The organism is Microbacterium sp. 2RAF4 (assembly GCF_052115285.1).
In the GTDB taxonomy this organism is placed as follows: Bacteria; Actinomycetota; Actinomycetes; order Actinomycetales; family Microbacteriaceae; genus Microbacterium; species Microbacterium oxydans.
The window spans coordinates 1,151,063-1,166,663 of the sequence record NZ_JBFRGI010000002.1 but is presented as its reverse complement, the minus strand read 5'-3'; the positions used below and the strand labels follow the sequence as shown (position 1 = coordinate 1,166,663).

Here is a 15,601-nt window from a genome sequence, read left to right as displayed (position 1 = left end):
GGATCAACCCTTCTCCGCGGCGTACTTCTCGGTCCAGAACGCATCCCAGGAGGCGAGGAGGTCCTTCGTGGACATGTTGCCGAGCAGCACGTTCTGCACGTCCTGGTCGGACTTCTGGATCCACTCGGTCCACCAGCTGACCCCGCGCGGCTGGCGCACGTTCACGTAGGTCTCCGGGTCCTCGGTCATGGTGACGTAGCTGGTCCACGGGCCCGAAGAGTAGAAGTCGTCGTCCGCGGCGGCCGCGATGATCGGGACGAGGCTGTTCGCCTGCGCGAACTCGGTGGCGGGCTCGGCCGACGACAGGAACTCGACGAGCTTGACCGCTGCCTCCTTGTGCTCGCTGTTCTCCGCGACGCCCCAGCCGGCGACGGCGAGGGGCTGTGCGGCCTTGCCGGACGGCCCGACGAGCAGCGGGGCGGTGTCCCACTGGTCCTCCGTCAGGGACGAGTCCTGCACCGTCGCGATGACCTCCGGGTCCTGCAGAAGGAAGGCCGTGGTGCCGTTGGTGAAACCGGCGACCATCTCGGGGTAGCCCCACGAGACGGCGGACGGCGGCGAGGCCTCCTTGAAGAGGTCGAAGTAGTCGTCGACGGCCTCCTGGGCTTCGGGAGCGGCGAAGATCGTCGAGCCGTCCTCCATGAGGAACGCGTCCTCCGTGTCGAGGCCATCGATCGTGTAGGCCTCGATCGCCGCGACGACGTTGCTGTTCGCGTTCTGACCGCCGCGGAACGCATAGCCGTAGATGTTGTTCGACGGGTCCTGGATGGCGGACGCCTGCTCCAGCAGGTCCTTCCAGCTGTGCGGCGGGCCGTCGAAGCCGGCCTGCTCGACGAGGTCCGTGCGGTAGAAGAGCGACAGGCCGTAGAAGCCGTAGGGGACGAAGTAGCTCTTGCCGTCCTCCGCGACCGATGCCGACTGCGCGTTCTCGGTCAGGGCATCCCAGCCGTCCCACTTCTTCAGATCGTCGCCCAGGTCGTACAGCCAGCCGTTGTTCGCGAACGGCCCGACGGTGATGTCGCGCACCTCGAGCACGTCGACACCCTTGCCGGACTGCAGCATCTGCTGGATCTTCTGGTCGGCCTGCTCGGTGGGCGGGGAGACGAGGGTGACGGTGATCTTCGGGTTGGCCTTCTCGAAGTCGTCGAGGAGCCCGCGCAGCAGCTCGGTGCGGGCGGGGTTGGTCAGGCTCTCGACCATCTGCAGCTGGACGGAGCCGTCGTCGGAGGGACCGGAGCCTGCGGAGCAGCCGGTGAGGGCGAGGACGGCGACGGTGCCGAATCCCGCTGCGGTCGTCAAGATCTTGTTCTTCACGATGTGCCTCTCGGTGGGGGTGGGGGTGGGTGTTGCGGTCGGGTGGATGGGCGGGCGCGGTCAGGGAAGGACGAGGGAGTCGGCTTGGCGGATGCCGGCGCGACGGAGGATCTGCGGGATGCAGCGTTCGACGAAGGCCTCGTAGTCGGAGGCCTCGTTGTAGAGGTGTGCGGACAGCCGGAAGTAGCCGACACCGCGGAAGCTCGTGAACGCCGTCTCGACACCGACCTCGTCGAGCAGATCCATCCGGAGCGCGTCGGCCTCCTCTCTCGTCGCGCCCAGCCCGAGCGGGAGGCGTACCAGTCGCATCGATGGCACAGGGGAGGGGAGCGGAGTCAGGGGATCCTCGTCGCTGTACGGGCGCAGGGCCTCGGCGATCAGTTCGGCGCCGGCGTCGGCGATCTCCGTCAGCGCCGTGCGAGCCGCTGCCCACCCGAACTCGCTCTCGATGAAGTCGATGGCGGTCGGGGTGGCCAGGTACGTGGTGGCGTCGATCGTGCCCTGGGTGTCGAAGCGGGAGGGGTACGGCTCGCGCGCGGCCCAGGAGTCGATCAGCGGCCAGAGCTCGTCGCGGTCGGGCGCCGCCGTGACCAGCAGGGCAGAGCCGCGCGGTGCACAGGGCCACTTGTGCATGTTGCCGAACCACCAGTCCCCGCCGGCGACAGCGGCCGCGTCGGGGACCAGACCGGGGGCGTGAGCGCCGTCGACGAGGGTGCGCACGCCGTGCTCGGCTGCGGCATCGGCGATACGTCGGGTGGGCAGGAGGCGAGCGGTCGGCGAGGTGATCTGGTCGACGACGATCAGTCGGGTGCGCGGGGTGAGCTCGTCGGCGAAGAGCTGCACGATCTCGTCGTCGGAGGCGAGCAGCGGCACCGCGACGGCGCGGACCCTCGCACCGAAGCGCCGGGCGAGGCGCTCGGCTCCCATCGTGATGGCGCCGTACCCCTGATCGGTCACGAGGATCTCGTCGCCGGCGTCGAGGTGCAGGGCGTTGAAGACCACGGTCGCGGCGGCGGAGGCGTTGGGCACGAAGGCGCTGTCCTCGGCGCGGGCACCGACGAACGGCGCAGTGCGCGCGCGGGCCTCCTGCACGCGCTCCGCGATGCGCGGGAACCACTCGACGGGGCTGAGGTCGGCGCGGCGGCGCAGAGCGTCCTGCTGAGCGACGACGACGGACGGGACCGCGCCGAAGGACCCGTGGTTCAGGTGGATCACGGACGGGTCCAGGGGCCAGGCGTCGCGCGCTCGCATGCCGGAGGTCAGCGTGAGCGGTGCGGGGAACAGCGGTGCGGGCATCGGTCCTCATCGGTGAGTTCGGGCGAGTTGTTGCACAACTTTGCCACAGTGCTGCCGATTCCGCTACGAATCCTGAGTTATGAAAAATACTTGTCATACGAGTTTGCGGAAGCGGGACCTTCCGACAGACTTCACGAAGAGCCGCGGAGTGTCTGGAGGACGACGATGAGCGCACTCGACACGGCGCTGCACGGACTGCGCGCCTTGATCGCGGACGGCGCGCTGCGGCCGGGAGACCGGCTTCCCAGCGAGGGCGAGCTGTGCGAGACCCTCGGTGTCTCCCGTGGATCGCTGCGCGAGGCGATTCGCACACTCGCCGCCCTCGGGGTGCTCGAGACGCGACACGGATCGGGCAGCTACGTCAGCGAGCTGCGCGCCGCCGACCTCATCGGCAGTCTCTCGCTCACCGTCGGGCTGTTGCCGATGGCGGGCGTGCTCGAACTGACCGAGCTGCGCCGAGTGCTCGAACCCCACGCCGCCGCGCTCGCCGCCGCACGCATCGACGACGAGACGGTGGAGTCGCTCGACCGCGTGCTCGACGAGATCGAGGCGACCACCGACTTCGAGGCGCAGTCACGGCTCGATCACGAGTTCCACATGGCGATCTCCGCGGTCGCGGGCAATGAGGCGCTGACCAGCCTCATCGACGTGCTCCGCTCGCGCTCCCGGGCGTACCGGATCTCCGAGCCCGAGGATGCCGCGGAGCTCAAGATCCACTCCGACGCCGGGCACCGCGCGATCCTGCGCGGCCTGGCCGCGGCGGATCCGGTCGCGGCCTCTGCGGCGGCCTCCGCGCACGTCGCCTACACGGAGTACTGGGTGCGGAAGTACTCCGGCCTCTGACGTCCTCTCCTCGACACCCAGCGTCGAAACCCATCGTCGTCGCCCAGACCCACGCCCAGCGGCGGCTTTCACCGTGGGTCTCGGCGCGGAGCGTGGGTTTCGGGGTGGAGGGGGAGGAGGAGGGGGAGGGGGAGGGACCTCAGGCGAGGGTGATGTCGACCTGGATCTCGGCGGCGATGCGCTCGAGGTCGGTGCGCAGGGCGTCGAGGTCGACGTCGGCCGGGACCTTCGCGGTGACAGACGCCTCGAACAGGCGGCCTCCGGCCATCGCGGCGTCGCGCGTCTCGGTGGCGAGCTCCTCGATGCTCAGGGCGTGGGCGTTCAGCACGCCGGAGACCTCGCGCACGATGCCGGGCCGGTCGTTGCCGAGCACCTGGATCTCGAGCAGCCGATCGTCGTCGGCGGATGCGTCCTGGCTGCCGGTGAGCACGGCGAGCGTGAGGAGCCCCTGACCCTGGAGGCCGCGGAGCGCCGAGGTCAGCTCGGCCTCCCTGTCGTCGGCGACCGAGACCTCGATCACGCCCGCGAACGTGCCGGCGAGCTCGGCCAGTGAGCTGTTCTCCCAGTTGCCGCCGTGCGCGTCCACGACATCGGCGACGGCGGCCACGAGGCCAGGACGGTCTGCACCCGCGACGGTGAGGATCAGAGTAGTCATGCGGCCAGCGTAGCCCGCAGCCCTCACTCGTCCCAGATGCCGGACTCGAGGAACCGCTCCAGCAGGGCGCGGTGCGGGGCGAGGTCCCAGCCTTGAGCCGCGACCCACTCGTCGGAGTAGTAGGTGTTGGCGTAGCGGACTCCGCTGTCGCAGATCAGGGTCACGACACTGCCGGTCTCGCCCGCGGCCCGCATCCGCGCGATGAGCTGGAACGCGCCGTAGAGGTTCGTGCCCGTCGACCCGCCGGCCCAGTGCAGGGTGCGTTCACGCAGCAGGCGGATCGCGGCGATCGACCCCGCATCGGGGACCTGGATCATCTCGTCGATCACGGTGGGCACGAACGACGCCTCGACGCGCGGGCGGCCGATGCCCTCGATGCGACTCGGACGACCGGTCGGCGGGTCAACGGTGCCGGCCCATCCGTCGTAGAACGCCGAGCCCTCCGGGTCGACGACCGCGACCTTGGTGTCGTGCATCCGGTACTTCACGTAGCGACCGAACGTGGCGCTGGTGCCTCCCGTTCCCGCACCTGTGACGATCCAGGTGGGGATGGGGTGGCGCTCCTGGGCGAGCTGGCTGAACACGCTCTCGGCGATGTTGTTGTTGCCGCGCCAGTCGGTCGCACGCTCCGCGAACGTGAACTGGTCGAGGTAGTGGCCGGTGCAGTCCGCTGCGAGGCGCTGCGCCTCGGGGGACATGTCCTCCGCGCGGTCGACGAAGTGGCAGGTGCCGCCGTAGAACTCGATGAGGTCGATCTTCTCCTGCACCGTCGAACGCGGAACGACGGTGATGAACTTCAACCCGAGCATCCGGGCGAAGTACGCCTCCGAGACGGCGGTCGAGCCGCTCGACGATTCCACGAGCGTGGTGTCCTGCCGGATGCGGCCGTTGACCAGGCCGTAGAGGAGGAGCGAACGCGCGAGGCGGTGCTTGAGGGAACCTGTCGGGTGCACGGATTCGTCTTTGAGGTACAGGTCGATGCCCCATTCCGGCGGCAGCGGGAAGAGGTGCAGGTGCGTGTCGGCGCTGCGGTTGGCATCGGCTTCCAGCAGGGCGATCGCGGTGCTGGTCCAGTCGCTCATGCCCTCGAGACTACCGGGCGCTCAGCCGACCGTTCCGGCGCGCGAGGCCCCGCCCTCGCCGTCGACATGCAGCAGCGAGGCCTGCGACTGCTCCTGCTGCAGCTGGAACTCGAAGCGCGACCGGTCGCCGCGGTGGTACGCGATGAAGTACTCGATGGGCGTGCCGTCGGCGCTGCGGCTGATGCTGCGCAGACGCAGCAGGGCCGAGCCCGCGCTGACGCCGAGATGCTGCGCCTGCTCGTGCGTGGCCACTGTCGCCTCCGCCGAGCGCACGCCGTGCGTCGCCACGATGTCGTTATCGGCGAGCAGCCGGTACAGCGACGCCTCGGTCAGGTCGGCGCCGAGCGTCACCGAGCCCACGGCGTCGGGCATCCAGGTCGTCGAGAGCGACCACGGCTCGCCGTCGACGTGGCGCAGACGCTCGAGCACGACGACGGGGGAGCCGACGGACACCTCCAGCGCGAGCGCGATCTCCTCGTCCGCCGTCGTCTGCTCGTGGCGCAGCACGTCGCTGTGCACGTGTCCGCCACGCCGCTCGACGTCGTCGTACAGGCCCACGAGGGTGTGCACCAGGCTCTCGCTCGTGCGGGGCCGGGAGACGAAGGTGCCCTTGCCCTTCACGCGCTCGACGAGCCCCTCGTGCTCGAGCTGGGCGAGCGCTTGACGCACCACGGTGCGGGAGATGCCGTAGCGCTCGCACAGTCGGTGCTCTCCGGGGAGCGGATCGCCGGGCTGCAGGCCGTCACGGGCGATGCCGTCGATGATCAGCTGGCGCAGTTGGTCGTACATGGGGGCGGCGGAGTGCCGATCGATCGCGTCGTCGACGATGGCCATCAGTACGCCACCCCCGCGTGCAGGATCACGTTCGCGTAGGGGGTGAACTCCCCGGAGCGCACGAAGGCGCGGGCGCCCTGGCTGAGCTTCTTGAACTCGACGTGCGGGATGAGCGCGATCTCGAAGCCCTCGCCGGCGAACCGCTCCCGCAACGCCTCGAGCACTTCGGGGCTCCGCTCCGCCACCTCGGCCGAGACGGTGGCGCCCTCGACCACCAGCTCGGCGAGCACGGTGTCGAGCACGTCGAGGAAGGCCGGCGCCCCGGGGCGATACGCCAGATCGATGCGCTCGGAGCCCGGAGGGATGGGCAGACCCGCGTCGGTGACGACGATCAGGTCGGTGTGCCCCGTCTCGCTGATCACGCGGGAGAGCGCGGGGTTGATCGTGGTGGCGGTCTTTCGCATGGGTCTCCTCGGTTCTCCGGATGCGGCGATCGCGGGGTCAGCTCGCGACGGATGTGGCGGTGCGCTCGGCCAGGAACGCCTCGACCTCCGCGCGGTGGGGAAGGCTCGGCGATGCGCCCTGCTTGGTGACCGTGAGCGCGCCCGCCGCTGTGGCCAACCGCACGGCGTCCTCCAGGCTGCTCCCGTTGGCGAGGGCTGCACCGAGATAGCCCGCGTAGGCGTCTCCCGCTGCTGTCGTGTCCACGGCGTCGACGGGGAACGGCGGGATCACGGCGGCGCCCTCCGCCGTCACGACGCACGACCCCTGGCCCGCGAGCGTGATGACCGCGGCGCCCACCCCCTGGGCGAGGAACCAGCGGCCGGCGCGCTCGGCCGAATCCGCGTCCGTGACCTCGATACCGCTGATCAGTGTCGCCTCGGTCTCGTTGGGGGTGACGATGTCGATGCTCCGCCAGATCTCGGCGTCGAGCTCGGCGGCAGGGGCGGGATCGAGGATGACCGTCATGCCGTGTTCGCGTCCTCGTGCGGTGATGTGCGCGGTGAGTGCGGAGGGGGTCTCGAGCTGCGTGAGCAGCACCGACGTGGTGGGAGCGAGAGCCGCGAGTGCCTCGTCGATCTGTGCGGCGCTCAGGGCGGCGTTGGCCAGCGGCACCATCACGATGTCGTTCTGCGCCGAGGAGTCGACGCGGATGTGCGCCACACCGGTCGGGCCGGGAACCGTGCGCAGGTGTGCCAGGTCGACCCCGGCGGCCGTGAGCCCGTCGACGACGAGATCGTGGAAGAGGTCGTCGCCCACGCAGCCGACGAAGCTCGTCCGTGCACCCGAGCGCCCGGCGGCGACGGCCTGGTTGGCACCTTTGCCTCCCAGCATGAGGGTGAACTCGTCGCCCAGGATGGTCTCGCCCCTGGCGGGGAGGCGTCCGGAGAAGGTGGTGACATCGGCCGTGACGCTTCCGACGATCACGACGCCGGTGCGCTCCTGGGGGTGTGCGGGGGTCATCTCGCTCCTGATCTTCTTCGACGGCAGGCATAGCCGACGCTTTGACAGACCGCGGTGGCTGTCATTACATTAGCCGAATCCGCACCTGTAACGACAGGTTGTCCGCGAGGAGCCCCGATGAACCCGATCGCGCCACGCCTGTACGTCGACAGTGCCGACGTCGACCGCGTCTCGCGCCTGCTCGCCGCCGGCGTGGTGCACGGCGTCACCACGAATCCGACGATCCTCGAACGCGCAGGACGCACCGCCGCCGAGATCCCGGAGCTCTACGCCCGCTGGGAGTCGGAAGGGGCGAGGGAGATCTTCTTCCAGACGTGGGGTGGCGACACCGCATCGCTCCTCCGCAACGCCGACGGCATCCGCGCGCTGGGCGACCGTGTGGCCGTGAAGGTGCCTGCGACGGCCGCGGGTTTCGCCGCGGCATCCGCTCTCGTGCGCGACGGCGCCACCGTGCTCGTGACGGCCGTGTACTCGGTCGCTCAGGCGCTCGCGTGCGCGTCGATCGGGGCGCAGTACATCGCGCCCTACCTCGGGCGGATGCGGGATGCCGGGTTCGACGGCGATGCGACCATCGCGCGGATGCAGGCGGTGTGCGCGGGAAGCGGCTCGAACGTGCTCGCGGCGTCGCTGCGGTCGCCGGATGACATCACCGGCCTGCGGTTGGCCGGCGTTCCCTACTTCACCGCGGCGCCCGACGTGCTCGACCAGGTGCTCCTGCACGAGGTGAGCGACAGCTCGGCAGTCGAGTTCGACGCCGCGATGGTGCGCCTCGGCGCCTGAGCGACGCTCCGGAGCGGATCAGTTCGCCGCGGCCTGACGCAGCCAGCGCTCGACACCCGCGATGTGCGCCGTGGCGAGCGAGGTCGCGAGGGCGGAGTCGTGCTGGGCGATCGCGTCGGCGATGGCCCGGTGCTCCGACAGGGTGCGCTCGACCGCGCCGGCCTCCGTGAGACCGCGCCAGACCCGCGCACGCACGGTCTGGCTGCTCAGGTGCTCGATCAGGCTCGCGAGATACGCGTTGCCCGACATCGCGACGATCTCACGATGGAAGCGGATGTCGTGGTCGACGAGCGCCTCGATCGTGACGGCCGCATCGACCGCATCGACCTCGTCACGCAGCTCGGAGATCTGCTCCTCGGTGCCGAGCGTGGCCGCCAACCCGGTCGCCTGCGACTCCAGCATCCGACGGACCGCGAAGATCTCGAGCATCGAATCGTCGTCGTGCATGTCGACGACGAACGAGATCGCCTCCAGCAGCAGGTGGGGTTCGAGGCTCGTGACATAGGTGCCGTCGCCTCGTCGCACGTCCAGCACCCGGATGACCTCGAGCGCCTTGACCGCCTCGCGCATGGAGTTGCGGGAGAGGCCGAGCCGTTCGGACAGCTCCTTCTCCGGGGGAAGCCGATCACCCGGGGCGAGCTCGCCCGCCACGATCATCGCCTTGATCTTCTCGATCGCCTCGTCGGTGACTGCCATGGCGTCATCCTAGCGATTGATCGGATGTCTCCGGCAGGATGGGAGCCATGCGTGTTCTCGATTCACATCTGCACCTCTGGGATCCGGAGGCCTTGACCTACACGTGGCTCGACGGGCCGCTCTCAGGACGCTTCGCCGGGGCGGAGCTCGAGCGTGCCCGTGTGGCGCGTGCGGAGACCGAGCGGTCGATCTTCGTGCAGGCGGAGACCGTCGAAGACGACTTCCTCGACGAGGTGCGCTGGGTCGAGGAGCTCGCCCCCGCGGCGGGCGTCGTCGGGATCGTGGCGGGCATCCGTCTGGATCGGGATACCGACACGGTGGTGCACCTGGAGGGCCTCGCGGCCGAGCCTCTCGTGGTCGGCGTGCGTCATCTCCTGCAGGACGGTCCTGACGGGTTGGCCCTCTCCGCGGCATTCGTGACCGGCGCGCGGGAGGTGGCACGGCGCGACCTGGCCTTCGACGCCTGCGTCCGTGCCGAGCAGCTGCCCGAGGTGGCGCGTCTCGCGGCAGCGATCCCCGAGCTGCGGATCGTGCTCGACCACCTCGGCAAGCCGGCGGTCGGCACGGCTGCCGCGCCGCTCGCACCCTCAGCCGAATGGGTGCGCGACCTGACGGAGGTGGCAGCCCATGCGAATGCGTTCTGCAAGCTCTCCGGTCTGCAGGCGGAGGCAGGGGGAGACTGGGCGGCGGAGCAGCTGGTGCCGTTCCTCGACGTGGCCGCCGATGCCTTCGGCGTCGAGCGCCTGATGTGGGGGAGCGATTGGCCCGTCTCGGCGATCGGTCCGGCAGAGCCCGGTGACCCGGACGCGCCAGAGGGCGGGAAGGCGGAATATCAGCCCACGGCACGATCGCGCGGGGCCGATGTCATCATCGCGTGGGCGGAGGCGCGCGGCCACGATGTCGACGCCCTGTTCTGGCGCAACGCCGAGCGGTTCTACCGGATCGACGCCTCGGGCTGAGGGTTTCGAATCGCGCAACCGGTCCGATCCGTGGTGCGGACGGAACCGGCTGCGCGATTCGAAAGCGGGGGACTACTCCGCGCGCAGGCGCAGTTGGGCCATGCCGCCGTCGACCTCGATGAAGGTCCCGGTGGTCGAGCCGGCTGACGGGCCCACGAGATACGCCACCGCGGCGGCGACCTCGTCGGGGCTGACCAGGCGTCCGTGGGGCTGGCGCGCTTCGAGGGCCGCGCGCTCGGCGGCGGGATCGGTGGCCGAGTCGAGAAGTCGACCCACCCAGGGGGTGTCGGCCGTTCCGGGGTTGACGGCGTTCACGCGGATGCCTTCGCGCAGGTGGTCGGCGGCCATCGCGCGGGTGAGGGCGGAGACCGCCCCCTTCGACGCACTGTAGAGCGCGCGCTGCGGCAGGCCGGTGGTCGAGGCGATGGAGGCCGTGTTGCAGATCGCTGCCGCCGGCGACTCCCGCAGCCAGGGGAGGGCGGCAGAGGTGACGCGCGCGATGCCGGTCACGTTGACCGAGAGCACCCGGGCCCACTCGTCGTCGTCGTTCGCGGCGATGTCGCCCTGGGCGCCGATACCCGCGTTGTTCACGACGATGTCGATGCGTCCGAACTTCTCACCGACGGCGGCGACAGCGGCGTCGACGCTCGCGCGGTCGGAGACGTCGGCCGTGAAGGCGGCGAAGGCCGGGTCGGCCGTGGCGGTGTCGCGATCGAGCACCGCGATCGTCGCCCCGTCGGCGTGCAGTCGCTGCGCGATCGCCGCGCCGATGCCGGATGCGCCGCCGGTGACGATCGCCACCAGCCCGTTCAACCCATCCCGTCCGTTCAATGCGCTCACTTGCGGGCCTCCCATGCCACGAACTCCTGTCGCTGACGACCGAGGCCGTCGATCTCGATCTCGACCACGTCGCCCGCGGCCAGGTAGGGGTACTTGCCGGACAGCGCGACGCCCTGCGGGGTGCCGGTGAGGATCAGGTCACCCGGCTCGAGCGTCACGTACTGCGACAGGTGGTGCACGATCTGCTCGACCGTGAAGATCATGTCGCTCGTGTTCGAGTCCTGCCGGGGCTCGCCGTTCACGAAGCTGCGCAGGCCGAGGGCCTGGTGGTCGACCTCATCGGGGGTGACGAGCCACGGACCGGTCGGATTGAAGCCGGCGGCGATCTTGCCCTTCGACCACTGCCCTCCGGAGACCGCCATCTGGAAGTCGCGCTCGGAGACGTCGTTCGCGGCGACGAAGCCGGCCACGTGCGCCATCGACTCCTCTGGGCTGTCGAGGTACGCGGTGCGGCTGCCGATCACGATGCCGAGCTCGACCTCCCAGTCGGTCTTCTCGCTGCCGCGGGGGATCGTCACCGTGTCGTCCGGGCCGACGACCGTGTTCGGTGTCTTGAGGAAGAGGATCGGGATGGTGGGTGGCTCCGATCCCGACTCGGCTGCGTGGGCTGCGTAGTTCATGCCGATGCAGATCACGGCGCTCGGGCGGGCGATCGGGGCGCCGACGCGCAGGGAGGAGGCGTCCGCGAGCTCGGGGAGGTCTCCGGCATCCCGGGCCGCGGTCACGCGGGCGACGAAGTCGCTCTCGAGGAAGGCTCCGTCCACATCGGATGTTACGGGGCGGAGGTCGAGGTATCGTTCGCCCTCCACGAGGACGGGGATCTCATTCCCGGGGGTGCCGAGCCGCGCGAACTTCATGTTTCTCCTGATCGGTCGGGATGCCGCGACGAGGCGGCCGGTCTCGTTGACAGTATAGACATCGGATGTTTACACTCCAAGAGATCCGCACGGAGAAATCACCCGTGCATGGAGAGGAATCCCGTGAGCCGTATCGTCGCCCTCGACACCACCGACATCCGCTTCCCCACGTCTCTGAGCCTGGACGGGTCGGACGCGATGAACCCCGACCCCGACTACTCGGCGGCATACGTCATCGTGCGTACCGACGCGGGCGACGACATCGAGGGGCACGCCTTCGTCTTCACGATCGGCCGCGGCAACGATGTGCAGGTCGCGGCGATCGACGCGCTCGCCGGACACCTGGTCGGACGCGAGATCGAGCCGCTGCTCGACGACATGGGCGGCACGTTCCGTGACATCATCGGCGACTCGCAGCTGCGCTGGCTGGGTCCGGAGAAGGGCGTCATGCACATGGCCATCGGCGCGGTCATCAACGCGCTGTGGGACATCAAGGCCAAGCGTGCGGGCCTGCCGCTCTGGCAGCTCCTCGCCCGGATGACGCCGGAGGAGCTGGTCGACCTCGTCGACTTCCGCTACCTCACCAACGCCCTCACCCGCGAGGACGCCCTCGAGATCCTGCGCGCCGCGGAGCCCGGTCGGGCCGAGCGGGAGCAGCAGCTGCTCGCCACCGGCTACCCGGGTTACACGACCAGCCCCGGGTGGCTCGGCTACTCCGACGAGAAGCTCGAACGCCTCGCCCGCGAGGCCATGGCCGACGGCTTCACGCAGATCAAGCTCAAGGTGGGCGCGGACCTGCAGGACGACATCCGCCGCTTCCGCAAGGCCCGCGAGGTGTGCGGCCCCGACTTCCCGATCGCGATCGACGCGAACCAGCGCTGGGAGGTGTCCGAGGCGATCGAATGGGTGAACGCGCTGGCCGAGTTCCACCCCGCGTGGATCGAGGAGCCCACGAGCCCCGACGACGTCCTCGGTCACGCCGAGATCGCCCGCGGTATCGCCCCCATTCGCGTCGCCACCGGTGAGCACGCGCAGAACCGTGTCATCTTCAAGCAGCTGCTGCAGGCCGAGGCCATCTCGGTCATGCAGATCGACGCCGTGCGCGTGGCCGGAGTGAACGAGAACATCGCCAACCTGCTGCTCGCCGCCAAGTTCGGGGTGCCGGTCTGCCCGCATGCCGGCGGCGTCGGCCTGTGCGAGGCCGTGCAGCACCTGTCGATGTTCGACTTCGTCGCCGTCACCGGCACGCGGGAAGGCCGGATGATCGAGTTCGTCGACCACCTGCACGAGCACTTCGTGGTGCCGACCGACATCCAGGGCGGCTCTTACATGGCTCCCACCGCACCGGGCACGGGCATGGAGATGAAGTCCGACAGCATCGCCGAGTACACCTGGACGGGTGCGCATGTCGGTGCCTGATCTGAGCGGCGTGTCCGATCGTCTGCAGGTCCCCACGCTCGGCTACGGTGCCGCGAACGTCGGCAACCTCTTCCGCGAGCTGTCAGACGACGACGCCTGGGCCGTGTTGGACGCGGCCTGGGAGAGCGGCATCCGCTTCTACGACACGGCTCCGCACTACGGCCTCGGCCTCTCCGAGCGTCGGCTCGGGGCCTTCCTGCAGACCAAGCCCCGCAACGAGTATGTGCTCTCGACCAAGGTCGGCCGCCTGCTGCGCCCGAACCCCGATCACGCCGGCGGCCTCGACACCGCCAACGACTTCCACGTGCCTGACGACCTCCAGCGCGTCTGGGACTTCTCGGCGGACGGCATCCGCACGAGCCTGGAGGAGTCCCGCGAGCGGCTGGGCATCGAGCACATCGACCTGCTCTATCTGCACGATCCGGAGCGGCACGACCTCGACCTCGCGCTCGCCGAGGCCCTTCCCGCCCTGGAGCAGCTGCGCGCGGACGGCGAGGTGACCGCGATCGGCATCGGCTCGATGGTGTCGGAAGCCCTCGCGGCGTCGGTGCGTTCCGCCGACCTCGACCTCGTGATGGTGGCCGGTCGCTACACGCTGCTGGAGCAGCCGGCCGCGGTCGACGTGCTGCCTGCGTGCCGGGAGACCGGGACCGGAATCGTCGCGGCGTCGGTGTTCAACTCCGGGCTCCTCGCCTCGAACGAGCCGCGGAGGGATGGCCGCTACGAGTACGGACAGCTCCCCGACGAGCTGTGGGAACGCCTGGTGCGCATCGCCGCGGTGTGCGCCGACCACGATGTACCCCTGCCGGCCGCGGCGATCCGGTTCCCGCTGCAGTCCGACGTGGTGCGCTCGGTGGTGGTCGGTGGCAGTCGCCCGGCGCAGCTGCAGCAGAATGCGGAGTACGCCGCGCTCGACATCCCGGCCTCGCTGTGGGAGGACCTCGCCGCGGAGGGGCTCATCCCGGCTGGATCAGGCGTCTCCTGAATCACCCGACAGCTCGACGAGAGGAGCACTCGTGCTCGAAGGAATCCACCCCCTGCTGACGGGGGAGCTGCTGCTGCACCTCGATCGCATGGGGCACTCCGATGCCGTGGTCGTCGCCGATGCGCACTTCCCCGCGTGGGGTCTCGGCGCGCGTGTGATCGACCTGCCCGGCACGACGACGCCTGAGGTGGTGGCCGCCATCCGCACCGTGCTGCCGCTGGACGACGCCCCCGGCCTCGATCTGATGGCGTCGGCCGACGGCGAGGTGCTCGACGTGCAGCGCGAGCTCATGGCGGCGGCGGGTACAGCCGTGGACACGACGGCCTTCGTCGAGCGGTTCGCCTACTACGAGGTCGCGAAGACCGCGTATCTGATGGTGCGCACGGGTGAGACGCGCAAATACGGCAACGCGCTGCTGCGCAAGGGCGTGGTCGGCCACCCCTCGGCCTGACGAAGGAGGGCGCCGATCGGCCGGATCGCGTGAACAACTCCTCACGAACGATGTAGTCGAGCCCGGATCACCCCGGAATGGGCGTTCGGTGGCACGTTCTCGAGGAGTTGATCACCGCGGCTGCCAGAGGCCGACAGTCTCAGCGACCGACGGTCGACTCCCGCACGATGAGCTCGGCGGGGAACGGCGTCGTCGCGGGCGGGGGTGCCGAGGGGTCCGCGAGCTGTGCCAGAAGGGCGGTGCCGGCGGCGCGGCCGATCTCGTAGCCGGGCTGGCGCACGCTGGTGAGCGGGACGACACCCTGGTGGGCCTGGGCGACATCGTCGAACCCGATGAGTGCGATCTCCTCCGGCACACGGACGCCGTGGCGCAGCAACTGTGTGAGCACGCCGAGCGCCACCATGTCGTTCGCGGCGAACACGGCGTCGGGCCGCTCGCCGGCGGGCAGGGCGATGATCCGCATGCCGGCCTCCAGGCCGTCCTCGGTCGCCAGGTGCGGCACCTCGACCGTCGACACCGTCGCGTCCGTGTCGGCGACGGCCTCGCGGAGCCCGGCCAGACGATCGTTCGACTGGCTCACCGCCGGGTTGCCGAGGAACAGGATGCGTCGTCGCCCGAGCTCGACGAGGTGCTTCCCCGCGAGGCGGCCGCCGGCGCGGTCGTCGAACAGCACGGATGCGACCTTCGACGAGTCGGGGATCGGTCCCACCACGACGGAGCGGATGCCGCGATCGGAGAGCGCTTCGAGGCGCGGTACGACGTCGCCGAGCGGATAGATGACGATGCCCTGCACACGGTGCGCCTCGAACATGTCGAGGTTGCGTCGCTCCTGCGTCTCGTCGCGGTCGCTGTTGCTGAAGAAGAGCGACCAGCCGCCCTCGCGCGCCACGTCCTCGACTCCGCGCGAGAGGTCGTGGAAGTAGGGCAGCCAGGCGTCGAGGAGGATGAGCGCCAGCGCTTTGCTGGAGCCTGCCCGCAGCTGCCGAGCCGACTCGTTGGGCACGAAGTCGAGCTCTTCGATCGCGGCCCGCACCCGCTCGCGGCTGGCCGCTCCGAGCACGTGCGGGTGGTTGAGGTAGTTCGACACGGTGGAGGAGGAGACTCCCGCGAGGGCGGCGACGTCCTTGACGCTCGCGGGCATGGGGCTCCTTCGTCTTCATCGTCGCCGCGTCGGCCTGGGCTCCTG

The 15,601-nt window shown here is 69.9% G+C and carries 17 protein-coding genes; 6 read left to right on the top strand and 11 right to left on the bottom strand.

Features of this window, described 5'->3' with window-relative positions; translation table 11 throughout:
- Positions 1 to 3: 3 nt before the first annotated feature.
- Complete coding sequence (locus AB4070_RS10120; RefSeq protein WP_441979975.1) at positions 4 to 1,314, bottom strand: ABC transporter substrate-binding protein; 1,311 nt, start codon at positions 1,312 to 1,314, stop codon at positions 4 to 6.
- A gap of 60 nt (positions 1,315 to 1,374) precedes the next feature.
- Entirely contained in the window at positions 1,375 to 2,610 is a 1,236-nt protein-coding gene (locus AB4070_RS10115; protein ID WP_441979974.1) for an aminotransferase class V-fold PLP-dependent enzyme, read from the bottom strand.
- 165 nt (positions 2,611 to 2,775) lie between these two features.
- On the opposite strand from AB4070_RS10115, the gene AB4070_RS10110 reads away from it, so the two are divergent.
- Entirely contained in the window at positions 2,776 to 3,453 is a 678-nt protein-coding gene (locus tag AB4070_RS10110; protein ID WP_441979973.1) for a FadR/GntR family transcriptional regulator, read from the top strand.
- Between the two features lie 139 nt (positions 3,454 to 3,592).
- Here the strand turns inward: AB4070_RS10110 and AB4070_RS10105 are convergent, their stop codons facing one another.
- Genes AB4070_RS10105 through AB4070_RS10085 form a run of 5 tightly spaced genes read right to left on the bottom strand, consistent with a single transcriptional unit; the run spans position 3,593 to position 7,428 of the window.
- Complete coding sequence (locus tag AB4070_RS10105) at positions 3,593 to 4,108, bottom strand: glycine cleavage system protein R (protein ID WP_441979972.1); 516 nt, start codon at positions 4,106 to 4,108, stop codon at positions 3,593 to 3,595.
- A gap of 23 nt (positions 4,109 to 4,131) precedes the next feature.
- The gene (locus tag AB4070_RS10100; RefSeq protein ID WP_441979971.1) at positions 4,132 to 5,190 is read right to left on the bottom strand and encodes a PLP-dependent cysteine synthase family protein; all 1,059 of its coding nucleotides are present in this window, start codon (positions 5,188 to 5,190) and stop codon (positions 4,132 to 4,134) included.
- A 21-nt stretch (positions 5,191 to 5,211) separates the two neighbouring features.
- Positions 5,212 to 6,024 (bottom strand): GntR family transcriptional regulator, encoded by an 813-nt coding sequence (locus AB4070_RS10095; RefSeq protein ID WP_441979970.1) that lies wholly within the window; start codon positions 6,022 to 6,024, stop codon positions 5,212 to 5,214.
- Positions 6,024 to 6,428: a D-ribose pyranase gene (gene rbsD, locus AB4070_RS10090; protein ID WP_441979969.1), complete on the bottom strand. Its 405-nt coding sequence runs from the start codon at positions 6,426 to 6,428 to the stop codon at positions 6,024 to 6,026. The genes AB4070_RS10095 and rbsD overlap by 1 nt, the downstream gene beginning before the upstream one ends.
- Positions 6,429 to 6,465: 37 nt before the next feature.
- Positions 6,466 to 7,428 (bottom strand): ribokinase, encoded by a 963-nt coding sequence (locus tag AB4070_RS10085; protein WP_441979968.1) that lies wholly within the window; start codon positions 7,426 to 7,428, stop codon positions 6,466 to 6,468.
- A 117-nt stretch (positions 7,429 to 7,545) separates the two neighbouring features.
- Between AB4070_RS10085 and AB4070_RS10080 the strand changes: the two genes are divergently transcribed.
- Complete coding sequence (locus AB4070_RS10080) at positions 7,546 to 8,208, top strand: transaldolase family protein (protein ID WP_441979967.1); 663 nt, start codon at positions 7,546 to 7,548, stop codon at positions 8,206 to 8,208.
- Positions 8,209 to 8,226: 18 nt separating this feature from the next.
- Here the strand turns inward: AB4070_RS10080 and AB4070_RS10075 are convergent, their stop codons facing one another.
- Positions 8,227 to 8,904 carry a FadR/GntR family transcriptional regulator gene (locus AB4070_RS10075; protein WP_046747524.1) on the bottom strand — a complete coding sequence of 226 codons (678 nt, stop codon included), beginning with the start codon at positions 8,902 to 8,904 and terminating at the stop codon, positions 8,227 to 8,229.
- A gap of 47 nt (positions 8,905 to 8,951) precedes the next feature.
- On the opposite strand from AB4070_RS10075, the gene AB4070_RS10070 reads away from it, so the two are divergent.
- Complete coding sequence (locus AB4070_RS10070; RefSeq protein ID WP_441979966.1) at positions 8,952 to 9,863, top strand: amidohydrolase family protein; 912 nt, start codon at positions 8,952 to 8,954, stop codon at positions 9,861 to 9,863.
- Between the two features lie 72 nt (positions 9,864 to 9,935).
- Here AB4070_RS10070 and AB4070_RS10065 read toward each other — a convergent pair whose 3' ends face one another.
- Entirely contained in the window at positions 9,936 to 10,718 is a 783-nt protein-coding gene (locus AB4070_RS10065; RefSeq protein ID WP_441979965.1) for an SDR family NAD(P)-dependent oxidoreductase, read from the bottom strand.
- Positions 10,700 to 11,560 carry a fumarylacetoacetate hydrolase family protein gene (locus AB4070_RS10060; RefSeq protein WP_441979964.1) on the bottom strand — a complete coding sequence of 287 codons (861 nt, stop codon included), beginning with the start codon at positions 11,558 to 11,560 and terminating at the stop codon, positions 10,700 to 10,702. The genes AB4070_RS10065 and AB4070_RS10060 overlap by 19 nt, the downstream gene beginning before the upstream one ends.
- Positions 11,561 to 11,683: 123 nt before the next feature.
- Between AB4070_RS10060 and AB4070_RS10055 the strand changes: the two genes are divergently transcribed.
- The 3 genes from AB4070_RS10055 to AB4070_RS10045 are packed head-to-tail and all read left to right on the top strand — an operon-like array spanning position 11,684 to position 14,415.
- On the top strand, positions 11,684 to 12,979 hold the full coding sequence (locus tag AB4070_RS10055; RefSeq protein WP_441979963.1) for an L-fuconate dehydratase: 1,296 nt from the start codon (positions 11,684 to 11,686) through the stop codon (positions 12,977 to 12,979).
- Positions 12,966 to 13,964: an aldo/keto reductase gene (locus AB4070_RS10050; protein ID WP_441979962.1), complete on the top strand. Its 999-nt coding sequence runs from the start codon at positions 12,966 to 12,968 to the stop codon at positions 13,962 to 13,964. The genes AB4070_RS10055 and AB4070_RS10050 overlap by 14 nt, the downstream gene beginning before the upstream one ends.
- A 31-nt stretch (positions 13,965 to 13,995) precedes the next feature.
- On the top strand, positions 13,996 to 14,415 hold the full coding sequence (locus tag AB4070_RS10045; protein ID WP_441979961.1) for an RbsD/FucU family protein: 420 nt from the start codon (positions 13,996 to 13,998) through the stop codon (positions 14,413 to 14,415).
- Between the two features lie 139 nt (positions 14,416 to 14,554).
- On the opposite strand, the gene AB4070_RS10040 is transcribed toward AB4070_RS10045, so the two are convergent.
- On the bottom strand, positions 14,555 to 15,556 hold the full coding sequence (locus AB4070_RS10040; protein ID WP_441979960.1) for a LacI family DNA-binding transcriptional regulator: 1,002 nt from the start codon (positions 15,554 to 15,556) through the stop codon (positions 14,555 to 14,557).
- Positions 15,557 to 15,601 lie beyond the last annotated feature (45 nt).

Excerpts from the sequence above, each read along its gene's own strand:
- AB4070_RS10075 (WP_046747524.1), bottom strand. The coding sequence starts at position 8,904 with ATGGCAGTCACCGACGAGGCGATCGAGAAGATCAAGGCGATGATCGTG.
- AB4070_RS10060 (WP_441979964.1), bottom strand. The coding sequence starts at position 11,560 with ATGAAGTTCGCGCGGCTCGGCACCCCCGGGAATGAGATCCCCGTCCTC.
- AB4070_RS10050 (WP_441979962.1), top strand. The coding sequence starts at position 12,966 with ATGTCGGTGCCTGATCTGAGCGGCGTGTCCGATCGTCTGCAGGTCCCC.
- AB4070_RS10105 (WP_441979972.1), bottom strand. The coding sequence starts at position 4,108 with ATGACTACTCTGATCCTCACCGTCGCGGGTGCAGACCGTCCTGGCCTC.
- AB4070_RS10070 (WP_441979966.1), top strand. The coding sequence starts at position 8,952 with ATGCGTGTTCTCGATTCACATCTGCACCTCTGGGATCCGGAGGCCTTG.
- AB4070_RS10115 (WP_441979974.1), bottom strand. The coding sequence starts at position 2,610 with ATGCCCGCACCGCTGTTCCCCGCACCGCTCACGCTGACCTCCGGCATG.
- AB4070_RS10080 (WP_441979967.1), top strand. The coding sequence starts at position 7,546 with ATGAACCCGATCGCGCCACGCCTGTACGTCGACAGTGCCGACGTCGAC.
- AB4070_RS10110 (WP_441979973.1), top strand. The coding sequence starts at position 2,776 with ATGAGCGCACTCGACACGGCGCTGCACGGACTGCGCGCCTTGATCGCG.
- AB4070_RS10100 (WP_441979971.1), bottom strand. The coding sequence starts at position 5,190 with ATGAGCGACTGGACCAGCACCGCGATCGCCCTGCTGGAAGCCGATGCC.
- AB4070_RS10040 (WP_441979960.1), bottom strand. The coding sequence starts at position 15,556 with ATGCCCGCGAGCGTCAAGGACGTCGCCGCCCTCGCGGGAGTCTCCTCC.
- AB4070_RS10065 (WP_441979965.1), bottom strand. The coding sequence starts at position 10,718 with ATGGGAGGCCCGCAAGTGAGCGCATTGAACGGACGGGATGGGTTGAAC.
- AB4070_RS10085 (WP_441979968.1), bottom strand. The coding sequence starts at position 7,428 with ATGACCCCCGCACACCCCCAGGAGCGCACCGGCGTCGTGATCGTCGGA.
- AB4070_RS10095 (WP_441979970.1), bottom strand. The coding sequence starts at position 6,024 with ATGGCCATCGTCGACGACGCGATCGATCGGCACTCCGCCGCCCCCATG.
- rbsD (WP_441979969.1), bottom strand. The coding sequence starts at position 6,428 with ATGCGAAAGACCGCCACCACGATCAACCCCGCGCTCTCCCGCGTGATC.